This window comes from Kitasatospora sp. NBC_01246, from assembly GCF_036226505.1.
Classification (GTDB): Bacteria; Actinomycetota; Actinomycetes; order Streptomycetales; family Streptomycetaceae; genus Kitasatospora.
Genome location: NZ_CP108484.1, coordinates 6,385,601 through 6,410,877, shown reverse-complemented (window position 1 = coordinate 6,410,877; position 25,277 = coordinate 6,385,601). Strand labels below are relative to the sequence as shown.

The 25,277-nt window shown below is 74.9% G+C and carries 3 protein-coding genes; all 3 read right to left on the bottom strand.

The window, feature by feature from the left end:
- Window positions 1-40: 40 nt before the first annotated feature.
- The 3 genes from OG618_RS27610 to OG618_RS27600 all read right to left on the bottom strand — a co-directional run bounded on the left by OG618_RS27610 (window position 41) and on the right by OG618_RS27600 (window position 25,128).
- The gene (locus tag OG618_RS27610) at window positions 41-9,586 is read right to left on the bottom strand and encodes a type I polyketide synthase (RefSeq protein WP_442906958.1); all 9,546 of its coding nucleotides are present in this window, start codon (window positions 9,584-9,586) and stop codon (window positions 41-43) included.
- A 108-nt stretch (window positions 9,587-9,694) separates the two neighbouring features.
- Window positions 9,695-24,037: a type I polyketide synthase gene (locus OG618_RS27605; RefSeq protein WP_329490240.1), complete on the bottom strand. Its 14,343-nt coding sequence runs from the start codon at window positions 24,035-24,037 to the stop codon at window positions 9,695-9,697.
- 410 nt (window positions 24,038-24,447) lie between these two features.
- Complete coding sequence (locus tag OG618_RS27600; protein ID WP_329490239.1) at window positions 24,448-25,128, bottom strand: DUF1707 domain-containing protein; 681 nt, start codon at window positions 25,126-25,128, stop codon at window positions 24,448-24,450.
- Between the last annotated feature and the right edge of the window lie 149 nt (window positions 25,129-25,277).

The window sequence follows — 25,277 nt, the reverse complement described above, 5'->3', positions numbered from 1 at the left end:
GTGAAACGCATGCCTGCCATCCGCGCACACGGACAACCACTTACCTGCCGAGTTCCTTGTGGATGAACTCGAATATCTCGTCGTCCGTCGCGGACCCGATCTTCTCCGCGACCGCCTGGGTTTCCGTGGGAGCACCAACCTCCATCCACTGGGAAAGGAGCTCCTGCAGGCGATCGGTGATCAATTGATGCGTCTTCTCGTCCGGCGCCGCCCCGGTCAGCACCGACCCGAGCCGGTCGACCTCCTCCACCAGGGACACCGGACCGGACCCGTCCCGGAACTCCTCGTTCCAGAGGTACTCGGCCAGCACCGCCGGGGTGGGGCAGTCGAACAGCAGCGTGGCCGGCAGCTGCAGGCCGGTGGCGGCGCCGAGCCGGTTGCGCAGCTCCACCGAGGTCAGCGAGTCGAAGCCCAGGTCGCTGAAGGCCCGGGTGGCCTCGACGGCCTCGGGGGACGCGTAGTCGAGCACCGCGGCCGCCTGCGCCTGGACCAGCTTGACCAGCGTCCGGTTCTGCTCGGCCCGGGTCAGGCCCGCCAGTTGCTCCCGCAGGGGCGCGCCCGCGTCCGGGTCGGCGGCCGCACCGGCCCCCGCCCCGGCCAGCGCCGCGACGACCTCGGGCAGCCCCTCGATCAGCGGGCTGCGCCGGCGCAGCGTGAACGGCGGGGCGAACCGCGCCCAGTCCACGTCGGCGATCGTGACGGAGCCCTCGCGGCCGTCCAGGATCTGGGCCAGCGCCTGGACGGCGTGGTCCTGGTCCATGACCATCAGGCCGCCCCGGGCCATCCAGGCGCCGGTGTCGGCGTCGGTCATCCCGCCGCCGCCCCACGGCCCCCAGGCCACCGAGGTGGCGGGCAGACCCTGCGCCCGGCGGTGCTCGGCCAGGCCGTCCAGGAAGGTGTTGGCCGCGGCGTAGGCGGGCTGGACGCTGCTGCCCCAGGTCGCCGAGATCGACGAGAAGAGCACGAACGCGTCCAGGTCCAGCCCCCTGGTCAGCTCGTCCAGGTGCACGGCACCCCCGGCCTTGGCGGCCAGTACGGCGGCCGTCTCGGCCAGGTCGGTGTCCTCGACCGTGGTGGCCTGTCCGAGGCCCGCGGTGTGCATCACCGCGGACAGCGCGGGGCCGGTCGCGGCGATCCGGTCGAGCAGCCCGGCCAACCCGGACCGGTCGCTCACGTCGCACGCGACGACGTCCACCCGGCTGCCCCGGGCGGCCAGTTCGGCCGCCTGTGCGGCGACCCCGGCGGCGCCGGCGCCGGACCGGCTGGTCAGCACGAGCCGCTGCGCGCCCCGACCGGCCAGCCAGCGGGCCACGTGCCCGCCGATCGCGCCCGTGCCTCCGGTGACCAGGACGGTCCCGGTCGGCGTCCACGGCCGCTCCGCCGGGCGGGGGTGCGGGGCGCGGGTCAGCCGCCGGGCCAGGATCCCGGCCGGACGGATCGCGACCTGGTCCTCGCCGCAGCCGGCCAGCACCGCGGCCAGCCGTCCCGCCGCCTGCTCGTCGACCGTCCCGGGGAGGTCGATCGACCCGCCCCAGCGGTCCGGGTGTTCCAGGGCGACGACCCGCCCCAGACCCCACACCTGCGTCTGCACCGGGCTCGCCGGTCCGGTGCCCGGCCCACCGGCCACCGCACCGGACGTGACCACCCAGAGCGGCGCGTCCACCTCGGCGGAGCCCAGCGCCTGCACCAGGCTCAGCGTCGCGGCGAGGCCCCGGGGCACCACCGGGTGCTCCGGCACCGGCGTCTCGTCCAGGCCCAGCAGCGACAGCACCCCGGCGAAGCCGGACTCCGGCCGCACCGCGCGGATCCGCTCGGCCAGTTGCTTCCGGTCGGCCTCGGCCGTGACCTCCAGGACGACGGGCTCGGCGCCGCGGGAGGACAGCGCCGCCGTGCAGCCCTGGGCCACATCGCCGTCGGTCTCCCCGGCGGGGAGCACCACCAGCCACCGGCCGGACAGCCGGGCGGGAGCGGGGTCGGCGACCGGCGCCCAGGTGACGCGGTAGCGCCAGTTCTCCGTGACCGAGCGGTCCTGCTCCCGGCGGCGCCAGGTCGCCAGGGCGGGCAGCACGGTGCTGAGCTGCTGCTGGTCCTCGATCGCCAGGGTGTCCGCGAGCCGGGCCAGGTCGCCGCCCTCGACGGCGGCCCAGAACTGCGCTTCCGCCGCCGTGCTCGCACCGTCGCCACCGACGGGGGACGCCGTCGCAGCGGCCTGGAGCCAGTAGTGCTGGTGCTGGAAGGCGTAGGTCGGCAGCTCCACCGTCTCGGCGGCGGGCAGCACGACCTTCCAGTCCACCGCGAGGCCGCCGACGTAGGCCTGGGCGAGTGAGGTGAGGAGGCGTGTGGCGCCCGCGTTGTCGCGCTCCAGCGTGCCGACCGTCAGGACGTCGGCGACACCGGCGTCCTCGGCCGTCTCCGCCACCGCGGCGGTGAGGACCGGGTGCGTGGAGACCTCGACGAACGAGCCGTAGCCGCCGCCCAGCAGGGTGCGGACGGCCTCCTCGAAGCGGACCATCCGCCGCAGGTTCGCGAACCAGTAGGCGGCGTCCACCTCCGTACCGGACAACCACTCGCCCGTCACCGTCGAGATCATCGGGACACGGCCCGCCTGCGGCACGATCCCGGCCAGCTCCGTCGCCAGCACCGCCTCCAACGGCTCCACCGCCGGCGAATGCGCCACGAAGTCCGTCGCCGGAATCCGCCACCGCAGCACCTTGCGCGACGCCAACTCACGCTCGAACTCCGACAACGCCTCCGGCTCGCCCGACACCACCACCGCAGCGGGGCCGTTGACGGCCGCGACTGAAAGGCGCTCGCCCCAGCCCTCGACGATCTCCCGCACCGCCTGCGACGGCATCACCACCGACACCATCGAACCCTGCACCGACAGACTCGTCAGCGCCCGGGCCCGCACCGCCACCACCCGCGCGCCGTCCTCCAGGCTGAGCATCCCGGCAACCGTGGCCGCGGCGATCTCGCCCTGGGAGTGACCGACCACCGCATCGGGCGTGACGCCCGCGGCCTCCCAGACCGCCGCCAGCGACACCATCACCGCCCACAGCACCGGCTGCACCACGTCAGCCGCGTCCAGAGCGGGCGCACCCGGCGCACCCGCCAGAACCTCACTCAGCGACCAGTCCACATACGGCGCCAGCGCCGCCTCACACTCCGCCAGACGTGCCGCGAACACCGGACTGCACAAGGCCAGTTCACGGCCCATGCCAACCCACTGCGCACCCTGACCCGCGAACACGAACGCCGTCCGGCCACCCGAACGGGCAACCCCCGACACCACCCCGGCCGCACCCGACCCGGCCACCAGGCCGCCCAGCCCCGACACCAGCTCCTCACGACCGCCACCGACCACCACCGCCCGGTGCTCGAACACCGACCGCGTCGCCGCCAACGACCACGCCACACCCACCGGATCCACCGACGGCCGCGCCGACACCCACTCCCGCAACCGGCCCGCCTGAGCCGTCAGCCCCTGCGCCGACCGACCCGACACCACCCACGCGGTGGACCCGCCGGGCACGACCACCGCAGGACCCACCGGAGCCGGAGCCGCCTCGGTGGCGACCGGAGCCGGGGCCTCCTCCAGGATGACGTGCGCGTTGGTACCGCTCATCCCGAACGACGACACACCGGCACGACGCACCCGGTTCTCGGCCGACCACGGCACCGCCTCGGTCAGCAGCTCCACCTCACCGGCCGACCAGTCGATGTGCGGCGAGCGCTCGGCGGCGTGCAGCGTCGCCGGCAGCTCCCGGTGCTGGAGGGCCAGCACCATCTTGATCACCCCGGCCACACCGGCCGCGGCCTGGGTGTGCCCGATGTTCGACTTCACCGAACCCAGCCGCAACGGCCCCTGGCCGCCCCGCTCCTGGCCGTAGGTGGCCAGCAGTGCCTGCGCCTCGATCGGGTCGCCCAGCGGGGTCCCCGTGCCGTGCGCCTCCACCACGTCGACCTCGTCGGCGCGGACCCCGGCGTTCGCCAGCGCCGCGCGGATCACCCGCTGCTGCGAGGGACCGTTCGGCGCGGTCAGACCGTTGGACGCACCGTCCTGGTTGGTCGCGCTGCCGCGGATCACCGCGAGCACCCGGTGCCCGTTGCGCTGCGCGTCCGACAGCCGCTCCACGACCACCATGCCCGCGCCCTCGCCCAGGCCCATGCCGTCGGCCTCCGCCGAGAACGGCTTGCACCGGCCGTCCGGCGCCAGCCCCATCTGTCGGCTGAACTGGTCGAACAGCAGCGGGTTGGCCGCCACCATGACGCCGCCCGCCAGGGCCAGTGTGCACTCCCCGGAGCGCACCGCCTGCGCGGCCAGGTGCAGCGCCACCAGCGACGAGGAGCACGCGGTGTCGACCGTCACGGCCGGACCCTCCAGGCCCAGCACGTACGACACCCGGCCGGAGACCACGCTGGTCGAGATCCCCGTGACGAGGTGCCCGTCCAGCTCGCCCTCCAGCCCGGAGCTCCAGCCGTAGCCGGAGGCGGAGGCGCCCGCGAACACGCCGGTCGCCGAACCGCGCAGCGACGCCGGGTCCAGTCCGGCCCGCTCCAGCGCCTCCCAGGCCACTTCGAGCAGCAGCCGCTGCTGCGGGTCCATCGACACGGCCTCGCGCGGGCTGATCCCGAAGAACCCCGCGTCGAAGCCGGTCGCGTCGTAGACGAAGCCGCCCGCCCGGACGGGCCCGCCGTCGGCCGCGTCGGCGGTGTCCTCGATGACCCAGCCCCGGTCCTCCGGCAGTACGGAGATGGCGTCGGTCCGGGCGGTCACCAAGTCCCACAGCGCCTCCGGGCCGGTCACCCCGCCCGGGTAGCGGCACGCCATGCCGACGATCGCCAGCGGCTCGTCACTCGCCGCCGCCACCACCGGAGCACTCTGCGCGCCGTCGGGGACGCCGGCCAGCTGCACCAGCAGGAACTCGGCGGCGGCCGTGGGGGTGGGCGCGTCGAACATCAGCGTGGCGGGCAGCTGCAGACCGGTGGCGGCGCCGAGCCGGTTGCGCAGCTCCACCGAGGTCAGCGAGTCGAAGCCCAGGTCGCTGAAGGCCCGGGTGGCCTCGACGGCCTCGGGCGACGGGTAGTCCAGCACGGAGGCCGCCTGGGTCTGCACCAGGTTGACCAGCAGCCGGTTCTGCTCGATGCGCGACAGGCCGGCCAGCTGCCGCCGCCAGGACGCGCTCGCGTCCGAGCCCGCGGCCGGGTCGGCCCCGCCGGCCTCCGGCAGGTCACCGGCCAGGGCCTGCCGGACCTCGGGCAGGTTCTCGATCAGCGGGCTGGGCCGGCGCAGCGTGAACGGCGGGGCGAACCGCGCCCAGTCGATGTCGGCGACCGTCAGCTGGGGCTCGCCGCCGTCCAGGACCTGGGCCAGCGCCTGGACGGCGTGGTCCTTGTCCATGACGATCAGCCCGCGGCGGCTGCCCTGGGCGGCACCCGCCTCGTCGGTCATCCCGCCGCCGCCCCACGAACCCCACGCCACCGAGGTGGCGGTCAGGCCCTGGGACCGGCGGTGCTCGGCCAGGCCGTCCAGGAAGGTGTTGGCCGCGGCGTAGGCGGGCTGGAGACCACTGCCCCAGGTCGCCGCGATCGAGGAGAAGAGCACGAAGGCGTCCAGGTCCAGGCCCCTGGTCAGCTCGTCCAGGTGGACGGCCCCCGAGGCCTTGGCGGCCAGCACGGCGGCCGTCTCGGCCAGGTCGGTCTCGTGCACGGTGGTGTGCTGGACGACACCGGCGGCGTGCATCACCGCGGACAGCGCGGGGCCGGTCGCGGCGATCCGGTCGAGCAGCCCGGCCAGGTCGGACCGGTCGGCCGCGTCGCAGGCGACGACGTCCACGTGGCTGCCCCGGGCCGCCAGTCCGGCGACCTTCGCGGCCAGACCGGCGGCGCCGGCCCCGGACCTGCTGGTCAGCACGAGCCGCTGCGCACCGCGGTCGGCCAGCCAGCCGGCCACGTGTCCACCGATCGCGCCGGTGCCTCCGGTGACCAGGACGGTCCCGGTGGGCGTCCACTGCTCGGCGTGGGCGCGGGGCCGGTCGGCCCGGCCGAGCCGGCGGCCGAAGACCGCGGCCGGACGGATCGCGACCTGGTCCTCGCCGCACCCGGCCAGCACGGCGGCCAGCCGTCCTGCGGTCTGCTCGTCGAACGCGGCCGGAAGGTCGATCAGCCCGCCCCAGCGGTCGGGGTGTTCCAGTCCGACGACCCGGCCGAAGCCCCAGATCTGGGTCTGCAGCGGGTTCGTCAGCGCCTCCTCCGGCGTCGCCGCGACGGCGCCGCGGGTGAGCACCCACAGCGGTGCGCCGACGCCCGCGTCGCCCAGCGCCTGCACCACGGCCAGCGTGGCGGCGAAACCCCGGGTGACCGCCGGGTACTCGGGCACCGGTGTCTCGTCCAGGGCCAGCAGCGACACCACTCCGGCCGGCACCTCGTCGCCCGGCAGGGCCCCGCCGATGACGGCGGCCATGTCCTGCCGGTCCGTGACACCGGCCGGTACCTCGGCGACCGTGACATCGGCGCCACGGGCGGTCAGGGCCCGGACGCAGTCCTGCGTCAGCTCGTCGTCGGCCCGGTCGGCGAGCACCAGCCAGCGGCCGGTGAGCGCGGTCGAAGCGGGGTCGGCGACCGGCGCCCAGGTGACGCGGTAGCGCCAGTTCTCCGTCGCCGACCGGTCGAGCTCGCGGCGGCGCCACGAGGTCAGCGCCTCCAGGACCTCGCCGAGCGAGCGGCGGTCGTCCAGCTCCAGCTCCTCGGCGAGGTGCGCCAGGTCGCCGCCCTCGACGGCGGCCCAGAACCTGGCCTCGACGGCCGTACTCGCACCGTCGCCACCGACCGGGACGACGCTCGCGGCCGAGGGCTCCAGCCAGTACCGCTGCTTCTGGAAGGCGTAGGTCGGCAGCTCCACCACCTCGGCGGCGGGCAGCACCGTCTTCCAGTCCACCGCGAGACCGCCGACGTAGGCCTGGGCGAGCGAGGTGAGGAGGCGGGAGGCGCCCGCGTTGTCGCGCTCCAGCGTGCCCACCGTCAGGACGTCGGCGACACCGGCGTCCTCGGCCGTCTCCGCCACCGCCGCCGTCAGCACCGGGTGCGTGGAGACCTCGACGAACGAGCCGTAACCGCCACCCAGCAGCGTGCGGACCGCCTCCTCGAAACGGACCATCCGCCGCAGATTCGCGAACCAGTAGCCCGCGTCCACCTCGGTACCGGACAGCCACTCGCCCGTCACCGTCGAGATCATCGGGACACGGCCCGCCTGCGGCACGATCCCGGCCAGCTCCGCCGCCAGCACCGCCTCCAACGGCTCCACCGCCGGCGAATGCGCCACGAAGTCCGTCGCCGGAATCCGCCACCGCAGCACCTTGCGCGACGCCAACTCACGCTCGAACTCCGACAACGCCTCCGGCTCACCCGACACCACCACCGCAGCCGGGCCGTTGACGGCCGCGACCGACAGGCGCTCGCCCCAGCCCTCGACGATCTCCCGCACCGCCCGCGACGGCATCACCACCGACACCATCGAACCCTGCACCGACAGACTCGTCAGCGCCCGAGCCCGCACCGCCACCACCCGCGCGCCGTCCTCCAGGCTGAGCATCCCCGCCACCGTCGCCGCCGCGATCTCACCCTGCGAATGACCCACCACCGCATCGGGCGAAACCCCGGCGGCCTCCCACACCGCCGCCAGCGACACCATCACCGCCCACAACACCGGCTGCACCACATCAGCCGCATCCAGACCGGGCGCACCCTCGGCACCCGCCAGAACCTCACTCAACGACCACGGCACATACGGCGCCAGCGCCGCCCCACACTCCGCCAACCGCGCCGCGAACACCGGACTGCACAAGGCCAGTTCACGACCCATGCCAACCCACTGCGCACCCTGACCCGCGAACACGAACGCCGTCCGACCACCCGAACGGGCAACCCCCGACACCACCCCGGCCGCACCCGACCCGGCCACCAGGCCGCCCAGCCCCGACACCAGCTCCTCACGACCGCCACCGACCACCACCGCCCGGTGCTCGAACACCGACCGCGTCGCCGCCAACGACCACGCCACACCCACCGGATCCACCGACGACCGCGCCGACACCCACTCCCGCAACCGGCCCGCCTGAGCCGTCAGCCCCTGCGCCGACCGACCCGACACCACCCACGCGGTGGACCCGTCGAGCTCCAGCAGGGCCGGTGCGACCGGTGCCGCCGCCACCTCCGCAGCCGGCTCGTCCAGGGCGTCCGCCTCGTCGGCGTCCCCGGCCGGCGTCTCCGCCGTCTCGGCGTCCCCGGTCGGGGCCTCCTCCAGGATGATGTGGACGTTGGTGCCGCTCATCCCGAAGGCCGACACACCGGCCCGGCGCACCCGCTCCCCGACCGGCCACGGGACCGGCTCGGCCAGCAGCTCCACCTCACCGGCCGACCAGTCGACCTCCGGGGTCGGCTCCGCCACGTGGAGCGTCGCCGGCAGCCGCTCGTGCTGGAGCGCCAGCACCATCTTGATGATCCCGGCCATACCGGCGGCCTGCTGGGTGTGCCCGATGTTGGACTTCACCGACCCCAGCCACAGCGGCCGCTCCTCCGGCCGGTTCTGGCCGTAGGTGGCGAGCAGCGCCTGGGCCTCGATCGGGTCCCCGAGCGGGGTGCCCGTGCCGTGCGCCTCCACCACGTCGACGTCGGCCGTCGACAGCTTGGCGCTGGCCAGTGCCGCGCGGATCACCCGCTGCTGCGAAGGGCCGTTGGGAGCGGTCAGACCGTTGGACGCACCGTCCTGGTTGATCGCCGAACCGCGTACCACCGCGAGCACCCGGTGCCCGTTGCGGCGCGCGTCGGAGAGCTTCTCCACCACCACGACCCCGGCGCCCTCGGCGACGCCCATGCCGTCCGCCCCGGCCCCGAAGGTCTTGCAGCGCCCGTCGGGAGACAGTCCCAGCGAGCGGCTGAAGTCGGTGAACAGCACCGGGGTGGCCGCCACGAACGCGCCGCCGACCAGGGCCATCGAGCACTCGCCGGAGCGCAGCGCCTGCGCGGCCAGGTGCAGTGAGACCAGCGACGACGAGCACGCGGTGTCGATCGTCACCGCCGGGCCCTCCAGGCCCAGCGTGTAGGACACCCGGCCGGACAGGATGCTGGTGGCGTTGCCGGTCATCACGTGGCCGTCGAGCTCGCCCTGCTTGCCCGTGATCCAGCCGTAGCCGGAGGCGGAGGCGCCCGCGAACACGCCGGTCGCCGAACCGCGCAGCGACGCGGGGTCGATCCCGGCCCGCTCCAACGCCTCCCAGGCCGCTTCGAGCAGCAGCCGCTGCTGCGGGTCCATCGACAGCGCCTCGCGCGGGCTGATCCCGAAGAACCCGGCGTCGAACTGGGTGGCGTCGTAGACGAAGTTGCCCGCCTGCACCTCCGCGGCGCCGGATCCGGGGTCGTCGGCGTCGCCGAAGGCCCACCCCCGGTCCTGGGGCAGTCCGGCCACCGATTCCCGCTGGGCGTCCAGCAGTTCCCACAGGGCTTCGGGGTCGCGTACCCCGCCGGGGAAGCGGCAGCTCATGCCGACGATGGCGATGGGCTCACCACCGGCCGTTTCCAGTTCCTGCAAACGTTGCCGGGTCTCGTGCAGATTAGCGGTCACCCGCTTGAGGAAGTAGCGGAGCTTCTCTTCGCTCACTTACGTCACCTCGTCGAAGAAGTCGCGGCGTTGGCCGAGTCAGTGGATTCCGAGTTCTTTGCCGATGAAATCGAAGACTTCGTCGTCGGTTGACGATTCGAGCTTCTCCGCAACTCCGGTCTCGGCGGTCTGTGCCCGAGCCTCCTTCCACTTGGAAAGGACGACTTCGAGGCGGTTCGTGATCAGCGTGGATTCGTCGTCGCCGGCGAGTGCGGCGAGCATGCCCTCCAGCTTGTCCAGTTCGGCCAGCACGGGCTGGGCCGGACTGGTCTCCTCGGTCAGACCGGCCCGCAGGTGGTCGGCGAGCGCGGCCGAGGTGGGGTAGTCGAACAGCAGGGTGCTGGGCAGGCGCAGGCCGGTGGCCGCGCCCAGCCGGTCGCGCAGTTCGACGGCGGTCAGCGAGTCGGCTCCGAGGTCGTTGAAGGCCCGGTCGGCCTCGACGGACTCGATGCTCGGGTGTCCCAGGACGGCGGCGGCCTCGGTCCGGACCAGGTCGGTCAGCAACCGGTCCTGTTCCACCCGGGGCAGTTCCGCCAGCTGCTGTGCCAGCGCGTTCCCGGCCGGCGACTCGGCCGGACCGGTGTCGCCACCCTTCCCGGCCAGCACCTCGACGACCTCGGGCAGGCTCTCGATCAGCGGGCTGGGCCGGCGCAGCGTGAACGGCGGCGCGAAGCGCGCCCAGTCCACGTCCACGACGGTCATCATCGGGTCGCGGCCGTCGAGCACCTGGGCCAGCGCCCGGATCGCCTGGTCGGGGTCGATCAGGCGCAGACCGCGGCGGGTCATCTGGGCCGCGCCCTCCGCGTCGGTCATTCCGCCGCCGCCCCACGGGCCCCAGGCCACCGAGGTGGCGGCCAGGCCCCGGGCCAGCCGGTTCTCCGCCAGCGCGTCCAGGTAGGAGTTGGCGGCGGCGTAGCCGGCCTGGAGACCACTGCCCCAGGTGGCGGCGATGGAGGAGAACAGGACGAACGCGTCCAGCTCCAGACCGGCCGTCAGCCGGTCCAGGCTGGCGGCGCCCGCGGCCTTGGCGGCCAGGACCGTCGCCAGTTCCTCCACCGAGACGTCGTCCAGCGCGGTCGCCTGCGCCAGACCGGCGGCGTGCATGACCGCGGTCAGCGGGGGGCCGCCCGCACCGATCCTGGCGATCACCCCGGCCAGCGCGGCGTCCTCGGCCGCGTCGCAGGCGAAGACGTCGACCTGGGCACCGATCGTCGCCAACTCGGCGGCCAGCGCGGCCGTCCCCGCCGCTCCGGCGCCGGACCGGCTGGTCAGGACGAGCCGCTTGGCGCCCCGGCCGGCCAGCCAGCGCCCGACGTGGCCGCCGATCGCGCCGGTCCCGCCGGTGATCAGGACGGTGCCGCGCGGCACGAACTGCGCCGCGCCGTCGCGGGGTCGCGGGGCCCGGGTGAGCCGGCGGCCGAAGATCCCGGCCGGCCGGATCGCGACCTGGTCCTCGCCGCACTCGGCGAGCACCGCGCAGAGCCGCGCCGCGGCCTGCTCGTCGAACTCGGCCGGGAGGTCGATCAACCCGCCGCCGTGGTCCGGGTGTTCCAGAGTGGCGACCCGGCCGAGGCCCCAGCTCTGGGCCTGCACCGGGCTGGTCGGCGCCTCGTCCGGCGTGGCACCGACCGCACCGCGGGTGAGCGCCCACATCGGGGCGTGGACGCCCTGGAGGATGAGGGCCTGGATCAGGGTCTGGGTCCCGGCGAGGCCGTTCGCCAGCACCGGGTGACCGGGCAGCGGCGTCTCGTCCAGGGCCAGCAGGGACACGACGCCGGCGACTCCGGCCTCGGGCAGGGTCGCGGCGATCCGCTCGGCCATCCGCTGCTGGTCGGTGGTCTCCGTGGTCACCATGGTGACCACCTCCGCGCCCCGGGCGGCGAGCGCCCGCGCACAGTCCCGCGTCAGCTGCTCCTCGGCCTGGTCGGGCGTGACCACCAGCAGCCAGTGCCCGGCCAGCTCCGCCGGGGCGGGGTCGGCCACCGGCGCCCAGCCGACCCGGTACCGCCAGTTCGCGGTCACCGAGCGGTCCTGCGCCCGGCGGCGCCAGGACGCCAGGGCGGGCAGCACCTCGGCGAGCTGCCGCTGGTCCTCGATCGCCAGGGTGTCCGCGAGCCGGCCCAGGTCCCCGCCGTCGACGGCGGACCAGAACTGCGCCTCGGCGGCCGTGCCGGTACCGTCCCCGCCGGCGTTCGGCGGGGTCTGCACGCCCTTGGGCCAGTACCGCTGGTGGCGGAACGCGTAGGTGGGCAGTTCGACCGGCGTACCGGTCGGCAGCACCGAACTCCAGTCCACCGCCGCACCGTTGACGTACGCGCGGGCGAGCCCCGCCAGCAGGCTCGTGACGCTCTCGTCGGTCCGCCGCTGGAGCGGGACGAAGACCGCCCCCTCGCTCCCGCTACCGGCCACGATGTCCGGGCCCAGCGAGGAGAGCGACCCGTCCGGACCGACCTCGACGAACACTGAGACACCCTGGCGGGCCAGCGTCGCCACCGCGTCCGCGAAGCGCACCGCTCCCCGCGTCTGGGCCGGCCAGTAGCCCGCCTCGGGCTCGGTGACCAGCTCACCCGAAAGCGCGCCCGCCCACGTCAGGTTCGGCCGGTGGTACTCCAACCCGGCTGCGATGGTGGTGAGTTCGTCGATCACCGGGTCCATCGCCGGGGAGTGGAAGGCGTGCGAGACCCGCAGCCGCCGCACCCGGCGGCCCCGCTCCCGCCACAGCTCCACCACGTGGTCCACCGCGTCGGCCTCACCCGAAACCACCACGGACTCCGGGCCGTTGACCGCCGCGATCACCACTCCGGGCACCAGCTCGGCCAGCACCTCGGCCTCCGGCGCGTTCACCGCCGCCATCGCCCCGCCGTCCGGCAGCGCCTGCATCAAGCGCGCCCGCGCCGCCACCAGCCGCACCGCGTCCGGCAGCGCCAGCACCCCGGCCACATAAGCGGCCGCGACCTCACCCACCGAATGACCGACCACCGCGTCCGGCGTCAGACCGGCGGCCGCCAGGACCGCCGCGACGCCCACCTCGAAGGCGAACAGCCCGGCCTGCGCGTACAGCGTCTGCTGCGCCAGCGCCTCGTCGACGCCCTCTGCGCCCAGGACCACGTCCCGGACCGAGACGCCCAACTCCAACTCCAGCAGCCCGCACACCCGGTCGAAGACCTCGGCGAACACGGCGCTGCCCTCGTAGAGCCCCCGGCCCATCCCGACCCACTGCGAACCCTGACCGGCGAAGACCAGACCCACCCGGGCACCCGGCCGCGCCACACCCGACACCACCGCGGCCGAAGACGCCCCGGCGGCCAGGCTCCGCAGGCCACCCAGCAGTTCGGCCGGCCCGGTACCCAGCACGACCGCCCGGTGCTCGAACGCCGACCGCGTCGCCGCCAGCGACCACGCGACATCCGCCAGGTCCACCGACGGCCGCGCCGCCACCCAGTCGTGCAGCCGCTCCGCCTGGGCCGTGAGCCCCTCGGCCGTCCGGCCGGAGACGAGCCACGCACCGGCGCCCGACACCACCGGCGCCGCGTCGAGGTCCTCGGGTGCCTCCTCCGCCTCGACGGCCGCCGGCGCCTCCTCCACGATGACGTGCGCGTTGGTGCCGCTGATCCCGAAGGCCGACACACCGGCCCGGCGCGGGCGGTCCCCGGCGGGCCACGGCACCGGCTCGGCCAGCAGCCGCACCTCACCCGCCGACCAGTCCACGTGCGGCGAGGGCTCGTCCACGTGCAGCGTTCGCGGCAGCTCCTCGTGCTGGAGCGCCAGCACCATCTTGATCACCCCGGCCATACCGGCGGCCGCCTGGGTGTGCCCGATGTTGGACTTCACCGACCCCAGCCACAGCGGCTGCTCCCCGGCGCGTTCCTGGCCGTAGGTGGCCAGCAGGGCCTGCGCCTCGATCGGGTCCCCGAGCGGGGTGCCCGTGCCGTGCGCCTCCACCACGTCCACGTCGGCGGCGGTCAGCCCGCCACTGGCCAGCGCCGCCCGGATCACCCGCTGCTGCGAGGGACCGTTCGGTGCCGTCAGACCGTTGGAGGCGCCGTCCTGGTTGATCGCCGAACCGCGCACCACCGCGAGCACCCGGTGCCCGTTGCGGCGGGCGTCGGAGAGCCGCTCCAGCACCACCATGCCGGCGCCCTCGCCCATGCCCATGCCGTCGGCCGCGGCCGAGAACGCCTTTGAGCGGCCGTCCGCCGCCAGTCCGCGCTGCCGGGCGAAGCCCACCATCTCCCACGGCGTCGCCATCACGGCGACCCCGCCGACCAGCGCCAGCGAGCACTCGCCCGACCGCACCGACCGGGCGGCCGTGTGCAGCGCCACCAGCGAGGACGAACAGGCCGTGTCCACCGTGAGCGCCGGGCCCTCCAGGCCCAGGACGTAGGAGACCCGGCCGGAGATGATGCTGGTCGCGTTGCCGGTCACCAGGTGGCCCTCGACCTGCGCGGCGCCGTCCTGGCCGCCGAGCTGCATGCTGGCCAGCGCGTAGTTCGACGAGTAGCCGCCGATGAACACACCGGTGCGCGAGCCGCTCAGCGAGGCCGGGTCGAGTCCGGCGGACTCCAGGGCCTCCCAGGACAGTTCGAGCATCAACCGCTGCTGCGGGTCCATCGCCAGCGCCTCGCGCGGGCTGATCCCGAAGAAGCCCGCGTCGAACCGGCTCGCCTGGTGCAGGAAGCCGCCCTCCCGCGCGTAGCTGGTCCCGGCGTGCGACGGATCGGGGTCGAAGAGCGCCTCCGCGTCCCAGCCGCGGTCCTGCGGGAGGCCGGAGATGCCCTCGCCGCCGACCGCCAGCAGGTCCCAGAGCTGCTCCGGGGTGTCGAGCCCGCCGGGGAACCGGCAGCTCATCGCCACGATGGCGACCGGCTCGTCGTCGGAGACGGCGGCCGTCGGCACGGCCAGCGCCGACGCGTGCCCGGCCAGGGCACCGAGCAGCTCCGTCCGCAGGTGCTCGGCGAGCACCGTCGGGGTGGGGTAGTCGAACATCAGCGTCGTCGGCAACCGCAGCCCGGTCGCGGTGGCGATCCGGTTGCGCAGCTCGACCGAGGTCAGCGAGTCGAAGCCCAGCTCGCTGAAGGCGCGCCCGGCCTCGACGTCGTCGGAGCTCGCGTGCCCGAGCACGGCGGCCGCCTCGTCGCGGATCGTGTCCACCAGGATCCGGTCCTGCTCGGCCCGCGACAGGCCGCTCAGGCTCCGGGCCAGCTCGCCCTCGGCCTGCGGTCCGCCGGCGCTCTCGGTGCGCTGCGCCGCCTTCAGCCGCTGGGCGTCCGGCAGGGCGCGCAGGAACGGCACATCCAGGATCTGGGCCTGGCCGGGCGCGGCCGCGAAGGCGGGCCAGTCCAGGTCCATGACGGTCAGCACGGTGTCCGGGCCGGCCAGCACGCCGCCCAGGGCCTTGACCGCGAGCTCGGGGTCCATCAGGACCTCCCAGCGGTTGCGGCGCAGCCGCTGCCGGGCCGCCTCGCTGCCGCCGGACACGCCCTCGCCGGCCCAGGGGCCCCAGGCCACCGAGCGGGCGGGCAGGCCGCGGGAGCGCCGGTGCTCCGCCAGCGCGTCCAGGAAGGCGTTGGCGGCCGAGTAGTTGGCCTGGCCCGCGCCACCGAAGGTGGCGGCGGCCGAGGAGAACAGCACGAACGCGTCGAGGTCGAGGTCCGCGGTGAGCTCGTCGAGGTGGACGGCGCCGGCGGCCTTGGGCGCGAGGGCACTGGCCAGCCGGTCGTTGTCGAGGCCGTCGAGGACGCCGTCGTCGAGCACACCGGCGGTGTGCAGGACGGCGGTCAGCGGCGGGCCGCCCGCGGCGATCCGGTCGATCACCCCGGCGAGGTCGGCGCGCTCCGCGCTGTCGCAGCAGCTGATCTCGACGTCCGTCCCGGCGGCCGCCAGACCCGCGGCCAGGGCCACGGCGCCCCGGGCGGCGGCTCCGGAGCGGCTGGCCAGCACGATCCGCTCGGCGCGGCCGGCCAGCCAGCGGGCCACGTGCCCGCCGACCGCTCCGGTCCCGCCGGTGATCAGCACGGTGCCGCGCGGCGTCCAGTCCGGGCCGGGCGCGGGCTGCGGGGCCCGGGTCAGGCGGCGGCCGAGGATTCCGGCGGGGCGGATCGCCACCTCGTCCTCACCGCAGCCGGCGAGGACGGTGCACAGGCGGCTCGCCGCCCGGTCGTCGAGCACGGCGGGCAGGTCGATCAGACCGCCCCAGCGGTCCGGCTGTTCCAGGAAGACGACCCGGCCGAGGCCCCAGACCTGCGCCTGCACGGGGTTGGTCAGCGGGTCGCCCGGGCCGGTGGCGACCGCCCCGGAGGTGAGCGTCCACAGCGGGGCGGTGATCGCGGCGTCGGCCAGTGCCTGCAGCAGGGCCAGGCCGGCTGCCAGGCCGGCCGGCACCACGGGCCGCTCCGCGAGCGGTGTCTCGTCCAGGCCGAGCAGCGACACCACGCCGGTCACGCGCGGCGCGGCCTCGACGGCGGGGTCGCGCAGTGCCCGGGCGAGGTCGGCGGCCAGCGGCTCGCGCCGTGCCGTCCCGGTCTCGACCTCGACGACCTCGACCCGGGCACCCCGCGCGGCCAGCGCGCGGACGCACGCCTCGACGAGGTCCGCGGTGCGGCCGGTGCGGTGCGCCGGGACGGCCACCAGCCAGGTGCCGGCCGGCTTGGCCGGGGCCGGGTCGGTGACGGGGGCCCAGGCGACCCGGTAGCGCCAGGCGCCGGTGACGTCCCGGTCCCGTTCGCGGCGCCGCCAGGACGCCAGCGACGGGAGCACCTCGCCGAAGGAGCGCTGTCCGTCCACGGCGAGCGTGTCGGCGAGCTGCTGGAGGTCGCCGCCCTCGACGGCGGCCCAGAACCGGGCCTCGGCCTCCGACGACGTGCCGTCCCCGCCGGCCGCGACCGGCGCGGCCGCGCGGGAGCCGGTGAGCCAGTACCGCTGGTGCTGGAAGGCGTAGGTGGGCAGGTCGGTGCGCCGCCCGGCGGGCAGGACCCTGCGCCAGTCGACGGGCGTGCCGCCGACGTGCACCTGGGCGAACGCCGCGAGCAGTCGGCGCGGGCCGCTGTTCTCGCGGTCCAGCGTCCCGGTGATCACCGGGACGCCGGCCGTGCCCAGGTCCTCGATCGTGTCGGCGATCCCGGTGGTCAGCACCGGCTGCGGGGAGACCTCGACGAAGGTCCGGTTCCCGGCCGCGGCCAGCTCCCGGACCGCCTCGTCGAAGCGCACCGTGCGGCGGACGTTGGCGAACCAGTAGCCGGCGTCCAGCTCCGGGCCGTTCATCCAGCGGCACTCGACCGTGGAGAACAGCGGGACCCGCCCGGCCCCCGGCCGGATCCCCGCCAGCCGCTCGGTCAGCACGCCTTCCAGTTCCTCGACCCCGGCCGAGTGCGCCACGAAGTCGGTCACCGGGATCGGCCAGCGCATCACCCGCCGGGCCGCCAGCTCGGCACCGAACTCCGCCAGTGCCTCGGTCTCGCCGGAGACCACGGTGGCGGCGGGCCCGTTCACCGCGGCGACCGCCAGCCGGTCGCCCCACGGGGCCAGTACCTCGCGCACCGCCGCGACGGGCATGACGACCGACAGCATCCCGCCGCCGGTGCCGAGCCCGGACAGCGCCCGGCTGCGGACCGTCACCACCTCGGCCGCGTCCTCGAGCGTCAGGATCCCGGCCACCGTCGCGGCCGCGATCTCGCCCTGCGAGTGGCCGACCACCGCACCCGGGGTGACGCCCGCGGCCTCCCAGACGGCGGCCAGCGACACCATCACCGCCCACAGGGCCGGCTGGACGACATCGGCGCGGTCCAGCGCGGGCGCGCCGTCCGCACCGGCCAGCACCTCGGTCAACGACCAGTCGACGTGCGGGGCCAGGGCCCGCTCGCACTCGGCGAGCCGGGCCGCGAAGACCGGCGAGACCCCCAGCAGCTCCCGGCCCATGCCCTCCCACTGGGCGCCCTGCCCGGGGAAGACGAAGACCGCCTCGCTCGCCTCGGTGGCCGCGGTCGTGCCGGCGACCACCCCGGGGGCGCGCTCCCCGGCGGCCACCGCGGCCAGGCCCTCGGCCAGCTCGGCGCGGTCGGTGCCGGTCACCACGGCCCGGTACTCGTACACCGAGCGGGTCGCCGCCAGCGACCAGGCCACGTCCGCCGGGTCGAGCCCGGGCCGGGCCGCCAGGTACTCGCCCAGCCGGGCCGCCTGCCTGCGCAGACCGTCCGCCGTCCGCCCGGACACCACCCAGGCGCCGGCGCCGGGGGCGTCGAAGAGGGCCGGGGCCGGGTCGTCCCCGGCGGGCGCCTCGACGGCCGCCGGCTCGGGGGCTTCCTCCAGGATCAGGTGGGCGTTGGTGCCGCTGACCCCGAAGGAGGACACCCCGGCCCGGCGCGGCCGTCCGTCCGTCTCCCACGGCCGCGACTCCGTGAGCAGCCGGACGTCCCCGGCCGACCAGTCCACGTACGGCGAGGGCTCGTCCGCGTGCAGCGTGGCCGGCAGGTTCCTGTGCTGCAGCGCCAGCACCATCTTGATCAGACCGCTGACACCGGCCGCGCCCTGGGTGTGACCGATGTTGGACTTCACCGACCCCAGCCACATCGGCTGGCCCTCCGGCCGGTCCTGGCCGTAGGTGGCGATCACCGCCTGGGCCTCGATCGGGTCGCCGAGCACCGTGCCGGACCCGTGCGCCTCGACCACGTCCACGTCGGCGGTGGTCAGCCCGGCGTCGGCCAGGGCCGCCCGGATCACCCGCTGCTGCGAGGGGCCGTTCGGCGCGGTCAGACCGTTCGACGCGCCGTCCTGGTTCACCGCGGAGCCGCGCACCACGGCCAGCACCGGGTGCCCGTTGCGGCGGGCGTCGGAGAGGCGCTCCAGCACCACCATGCCCGCGCCCTCGGCGATGCCCATGCCGTCCGCCCCGGCCGAGAACGACTTCGACCGGCCGTCGGGGGACAGCCCCCGCTGCTTGCTCACCCAGACGAAGAGGTCCGGCGTGGAGGCGATGAACGCGCCACCGGCGAGCGCCAGCGAGCACTCGCCCGAACGCAGCGCCTGACTGGCCAGGTTGACCGCGACCAGGGCCGACGAGCAGGCCGTGTCGACGGTGACCGCGGGGCCCTCCAGGCCGAAGGTGTAGGCCACCCGGCCGGAGAGCACGCTGGTCGTGGTGCCCGTCAGCAGGTGCGCCTCCAGGCCCTCCGAGGCGTCCGGCCCGACCAGGCCGTACCCCGCGTAGCTCGCACCGGCGAACACGCCGGTGCGGCTGCCGCGCAGCGCCGCCTGGGAGATGCCGGCCCGCTCCAGGGCCTCCCAGGAGGTCTCCAGCAGGAGCCGCTGCTGCGGGTCCATGGCCAGCGCCTCACGGGGGCTGATGCCGAAGAAGCCGGCGTCGAACTCGGCCGCGTTGTAGACGAATCCGCCCTGACGCACGTACGCCGTGCCGGGGTTCTCCGGATCCGGGTCGTAGAGGCCGTCCAGGTCCCAGCCGCGGTCCTGCGGGAAGGCACCGATCGCATCCGTGCCCGAGTCGAGGATCTCCCAGAGCTCCTCCGGGCTCCGCACTCCGCCGGGGAAGCGGCAGCCCATGCCGACGATGACCACCGGGTCGTCGTCCACCGCCGCCCGGCCGGTGACGGCGACCGCACCGGCGTGCGCGGTCCGGTCGCCCAGCAGCTCGGTCCGCAGGTAGCCGGCCAGCACCACCGGGCTCGGGTAGTCGAAGAGCAGCGTGGCGGGCAGCTTGAGGCCGGTGGCGGCGCCCAGCCGGTTGCGGAGCTCGACGGCGGTCAGCGAGTCGAAGCCCAGCTCGCTGAAGGCCCGGCCGCTGCCGATGGCCTCCGGCGAGGAGTACTCCAGCACCGCGGCGGCCTCGGCCCGGACCAGGGTGACCAGCGCGCGGTCCTGCTCGGCGGCCGGCAGGTCGGCCAGCTGCCGGCGCAGGGGCGTGCCGGCCTCCCGGTCGACGGCCGGGTCGGGCCCGTCGCCGGCCAGCGCCCCGGCGACCTCGGGCAGGTGCTCGATCAGCGGGCTGCGCCGGCGCAGCGTGAACGGCGGGGCGAACCGCGCCCAGTCCACGTCGACGACCGTCGTCAGTGCCTCGCCGCCGTCCAGGATCCGGGACAGCGCGCGGGTGGCCGGGTCGGGGCCCAGCAGCCGCAGACCGCGCCGCTCCAGCTGGGCCGCGTCGTCCCCGGAGCCCATCGCGCCGACGCTCCACGGGCCCCAGGCCACCGAGGTGGCGGCCAGGCCCCGGGCCAGCCGGCGCTCCGCCAGCGCGTCCAGGTAGGAGTTGGCGGCGGAGAAGCCGGGCTGCTGGCCACCGCCCCAGACGGCGGCGACCGAGGAGAACAGGACGAAGGCGTCGAGGTCCAGGTCGGCGGTCAGCTCGTCCAGCCACCGCGCGGCCTCCGCCTTGACCGCGAGCACGGCGGCGAGGTCCGCGAGGCCGAGGTTCTCGACCGGCTGGTTGTCGATGGCCTCCGCGAGGTGCAGGACGGAGGACAGCGCGGGGCCGGTCGTGGTGATCCGGTCGAGCAGGCCGGCCAGCTCGGACCGGTCGGCCGCGTCGCAGGCCAGCACGTCCACCCGGGCGCCCCGGGCGGCCAGTTCGGCCGCCAGCGCGGCGACACCGGGAGCGGCGGGACCCGCGGCGCTGCTCAGCACCAGCCGGGACGCACCGCGGTCGGCCAGCCAGCGGGCGACGTGCCCACCGATGGCGTCGGTGCCGCCGGTGACCAGGGCGGTGCCACCCGGCGTCCAGTCCCGGCCCGCCTTGGGCTGCGGCGCGCGGGTCAGGCGACGGCCCAGCACACCGGTCTGCCGGATGGCGACCTGGTCCTCGCCGCAGCCGGCCAGCACGGCGGCCAGCTGGGTGCCCGCCCGGTCGTCCAGCACCTCGGGCAGGTCGATCAGCCCGCCCCAGCGGTCGGGGTGTTCAAGTGCGACGACCCGGCCGAGGCCCCAGACCTGGGCCTGCGCCGGACCGGCCGGCACCTCGCCCGGCGTGGCCGCGACGGCGCCGCGGGTGGCGACCCAGAGCGGCGCGGCCACCCCGGCGTCGCCGAGGGCCTGGACGAGCGCGAGCGTCGTGCCGAGGCCGGTGGACACCGCCGGGTGGGCCGGCAGGGGGGTCTCGTCGGTCGCCAGCAGTGACAGCACGCCGGACAGCTCCCCGCCGTCCGGCAGCGCCTCGGCGAGCAGTGCGGCGAGGTCCGCCCGGTCGACCGTCCCGGCCGGGACGTCGAGGGACACCGCCTCGGCACCGCGGGCGGTCAGGACCGCCGTGCACTGCCGGGCCAAGGCCTCGTCGGCGGTGCCGCTCGGGGTGACGACCAGCCAGCGACCGGCGGGCGCACCGGCGGACTGCTCCGTCACCGGGGACCAGGTCACCCGGTAGCGCCAGGCCTCCGTGACCGACCGGTCCTGCTCGCGGCGGCGCCAGGTCGCCAGGGCGGGCAGCACGGTGCTGAGCTGCTGCTGGTCCTCGATCGCCAGGGTGTCCGCGAGCCGGGCCAGGTCGCCGCCCTCGACGGCGGCCCAGAACTCCGCTTCCGCCGCCGTGCCGGAGCCGTCCCCGCCGACGGTGACGGTCCGGGCCGGGGCCTGGAGCCAGTACCGCTGGCGCTGGAAGGCGTAGGTCGGCAGCTCCACCGTCTCGGCGGCGGGCAGCACCATCTTCCAGTCCACCGCGAGACCGCCGACGTAGGCCTGGGCGAGCGAGGTGAGGAGGCGGGAGGCGCCCGCATTGTCACGCTCCAGCGTGCCCACCGTCAGGACGTCGGCGACACCGGCGTCCTCGGCCGTCTCCGCCACCGCCGCCGTCAGCACCGGATGGGTCGACACCTCCACGAACGAGCCGTAACCGCCACCCAGCAGCGTGCGGACCGCCTCCTCGAAGCGGACCATCCGCCGCAGGTTCGCGAACCAGTAGCCCGCGTCCACCTCCGTACCGGACAACCACTCGCCCGTCACCGTCGAGATCATCGGGACACGGCCCGCCTGCGGCACGATCCCGGCCAGCTCCGTCGCCAGCACCGCCTCCAACGGCTCCACCGCCGGCGAATGCGCCACGAAGTCCGTCGCCGGAATCCGCCACCGCAGCACCTTGCGCGACGCCAACTCACGCTCGAACTCCGACAGTGCCTCCGGCTCGCCCGACACCACCACCGCAGCGGGGCCGTTGATTGCGGCGACCGACAGGCGCTCGCCCCAGCCCTCGACGATCTCCCGCACCGCCTGCGACGGCATCACCACCGACACCATCGAACCCTGCACCGACAGACTCGTCAGCGCCCGAGCCCGCACCGCCACCACCCGCGCGCCGTCCTCCAGGGACAGCATCCCCGCCACCGTGGCCGCGGCGATCTCACCCTGAGAGTGACCGACCACCGCATCGGGCGTCACCCCGGCGGCCTCCCACACCGCCGCCAGCGACACCATCACCGCCCACAGCACCGGCTGCACCACGTCAGCCGCGTCCAGACCGGGCGCACCCGGCGCACCCGCCAGAACCTCACTCAGCGACCACGGCACATACGGCGCCAGCGCCGCCTCACACTCCGCCAGACGTGCCGCGAACACCGGACTGCACACGGCCAGTTCACGGCCCATGCCAACCCACTGCGCACCCTGACCCGCGAACACGAACGCCGTCCGGCCACCCGAACGGGCAACCCCCGACACCACCCCGGCCGCACCCGACCCGGCCACCAGGCCGCCCAGCCCCGACACCAGCTCCTCACGCCCGCCACCGACCACCACCGCCCGGTGCTCGAACACCGACCGCGTCGCCGCCAACGACCACGCCACATCCACCGGATCCACCGACGGCCGCGTCGACACCCACTCCCGAAGCCGATCCGCCTGAGCCGTCAGCGCCTCCGACGACTGCGCCGACACCGGCCACGCCACCGGCCCGGCCGGCTCCAGCACCGCCACCGCCCCGGCCTCACCGGCCGGCTCGTCCAGGGCGTCCGCCTCGTCCGCGTCCTCACCGGAGGGCTCGTCCGTCCCCGTGGACTCACCGTCCGCGGTCGGGGCCTCCTCCAGGATGATGTGGACGTTGGTGCCGCTCATCCCGAACGACGACACGCCGGCCCGGCGCACGTGCTCGCCGGCCGGCCAGGCCGCCGCCTCGTTGAGCAGCCGGACCTCCCCGGCCGCCCACTCCACGTGCGGCGTCGGCACGTCCGCGTGCAGCGTCGCGGGCAGCTGCTCGTGCTGGAGGGCCAGCACCATCTTGATCACACCGGCCACACCGGCGGCCGCCTGGGTGTGCCCGATGTTCGACTTCACCGAGCCCAGCCACAACGGCCGGCCCTCGGTCCGCTCCTGACCGTAGGTGGCGATCAGCGCCTCGGCTTCGATCGGGTCGCCCAGCGTGGTCGCCGAACCGTGCGCCTCCACCACGTCGACCTCGTCGGCGCGGACCCCGGCGTTCGCCAGTGCGGCCCGGATCACCCGCTGCTGCGCCGGACCGTTCGGCGCGGTCAGACCGTTCGACGCACCGTCCTGGTTGGCCGCCGAACCACGCATCACGGCCAGCACCTTGTGCCCGTTGCGCCGGGCGTCCGACAGCCGCTCCACGACGAGCACACCGACGCCCTCGGCCCAGCCGGAGCCGTCCGCCGACTCGGCGAAGGACTTGCAGCGCCCGTCCACCGACGTGCCGCGCTGGCGGGAGAAGCCCACGAAGACGGACGGGCTGGAGATCACCGTCGCGCCGCCGACCAGCGCCAGCGAGCACTCACCGGAGCGCAGCGACTGGGCGGCCAGGTGCAGCGAGACCAGCGACGAGGAGCAGGCGGTGTCGACCGTGACGGCCGGGCCCTCCAGGCCGAGGGTGAACGCCACACGCCCCGAGGTGACGCTGGTCGCGATGCCGGTGAGGAGGTGGCCCTCCGAGCCGCCGGTCTGCACCGCCGGGTCCGTGCCGTAGCCCTGGGTGTAGGCGCCGGCGAACACGCCGGTCCGGCTGCCGCGCAGCGAGGCGGCGTCGATGCCCGCCTGTTCGAGCGCCTCCCAGGACACCTCCAGCAGCAGGCGCTGCTGCGGGTCCATCGCGACCGCCTCGCGCGGCGAGATGCCGAAGAAGCCCGCGTCGAACTCGGTGGCGTCGTACATGAACCCGCCATGGCGCGCGTACGAGGTGCCGGGGTGGTCCGGGTCGGGGTCGTAGAGGTTCTCCAGGTCCCACCCGCGGTCCTGCGGGAACGGGCCGATCGCGTCGGTCCCCTCGGCCAGGAGCCTCCACAGCTCCTCGGGGCCCTGCACCCCGCCGGGGAAGCGGCAGCCCATGCCGACGATCGCGATCGGCTCCTGGTTCCGCTCCTCGACCTCAGCCAGGCGACGGCGGACCTGGCGCAGATTAGCCGTCACGAGCTTGAGATAATCGCGGAGCTTTTCTTCGTTCGCCATGTGAATTCCGCCATCCCTGCTTGCCGAGGATATGCCAGTTCTGATCTGCACAGCCGCGGTGCGGGATTACCGCGGAAATTAGGCAAAATCGAGAGTTCTCAATACCTGCAAATGATCGAGCCCACCATCAACAGGAACGTATCCAGCCCCTGTTGGGCGGCGCAACGTGGCAGTTGAACACTTGAACCACGCCTGGGAATCGAGGAATCCAGCACTCGTTCCACCGGTGCGCGCGGGTACCGGACACCATTGAATACCATCGCCCGGCTATTCAGGTCCAGCGCGATGCGTGCGCGCTCGCACACCCTCCTCGCACAACGCAAGGGGCGGTGGCCGGCTCCTGCGAGCCGACCACCGCCCTCACCGGGACCACCGCCCCTTGCCGGACCGCGGTCCTTCCCACCGCTACCTCAGAGCGCGCTCTCCCCGCGCATCCACTGCCCGAGCGTCCGCCGCGGGTACCGCACCACCACGTCGCCGCCGCGCACCCGCCCGGTCACGTTCACCCGGAGCTCCGTCGGCTCGTTCCAGGCCGCCTTGGGCACGCGGACCTTGAGGTCGCCCACCCCGACGGCCAGGTCGTGGGTCGCCACCACGATGCCGGGCCTGACCACGATGACCAGGTCACCGCCGATGCTCAGGTAGACGTCGAGGTCGAGCGTGTCGTGAGTGATCACCGCCTGGGTGAAGTCGAGCTTGACGTCGCCCCCGTGCATGCGGACGTCCAGCCGACGCGGGACCTCCCAGGGCCCGGACCGGCGCAGGGTGCCGAAGCGCTGGTTGATCTCCACGATGTCCTTGCCCGGCGGGCCCGTCCGCACCGGGGGCGCGGGAACGGGCGCGGGCGCGGGGACGACCGGAGCGAGGGGGGCGACCGGCAGATCGCGGGTCAGCCCGGCCAGTTCACCGAAGGTGCGGGCGTTCAGCGCCACCGTGAGGCGCTCGTCGAGTTCCTCGGCCGTGAGCCGGCCGTCCGCCGCGGCGTCGCGGAGGATCTCGACGACCTCGTCCCGGTCGGCGTGCGAAGCCCTGATGTCCTCCGCGGACACGTCCCCGGCCTTGCGACCGTTCGACGCCGTGTCATCCGTCATGTCTCCGGCCTGATCCTTCTCTGGGGAGTCACCTCGAATCGACGGTACATGACACCGGTTTGTCCCTTCGACCGCAAGCGGAACATTCGGCCGTGTTCAACTGGTGGCCCCCGCGCGCCGGACCGGATCCCCGGGCGCCGCCCGGCCGC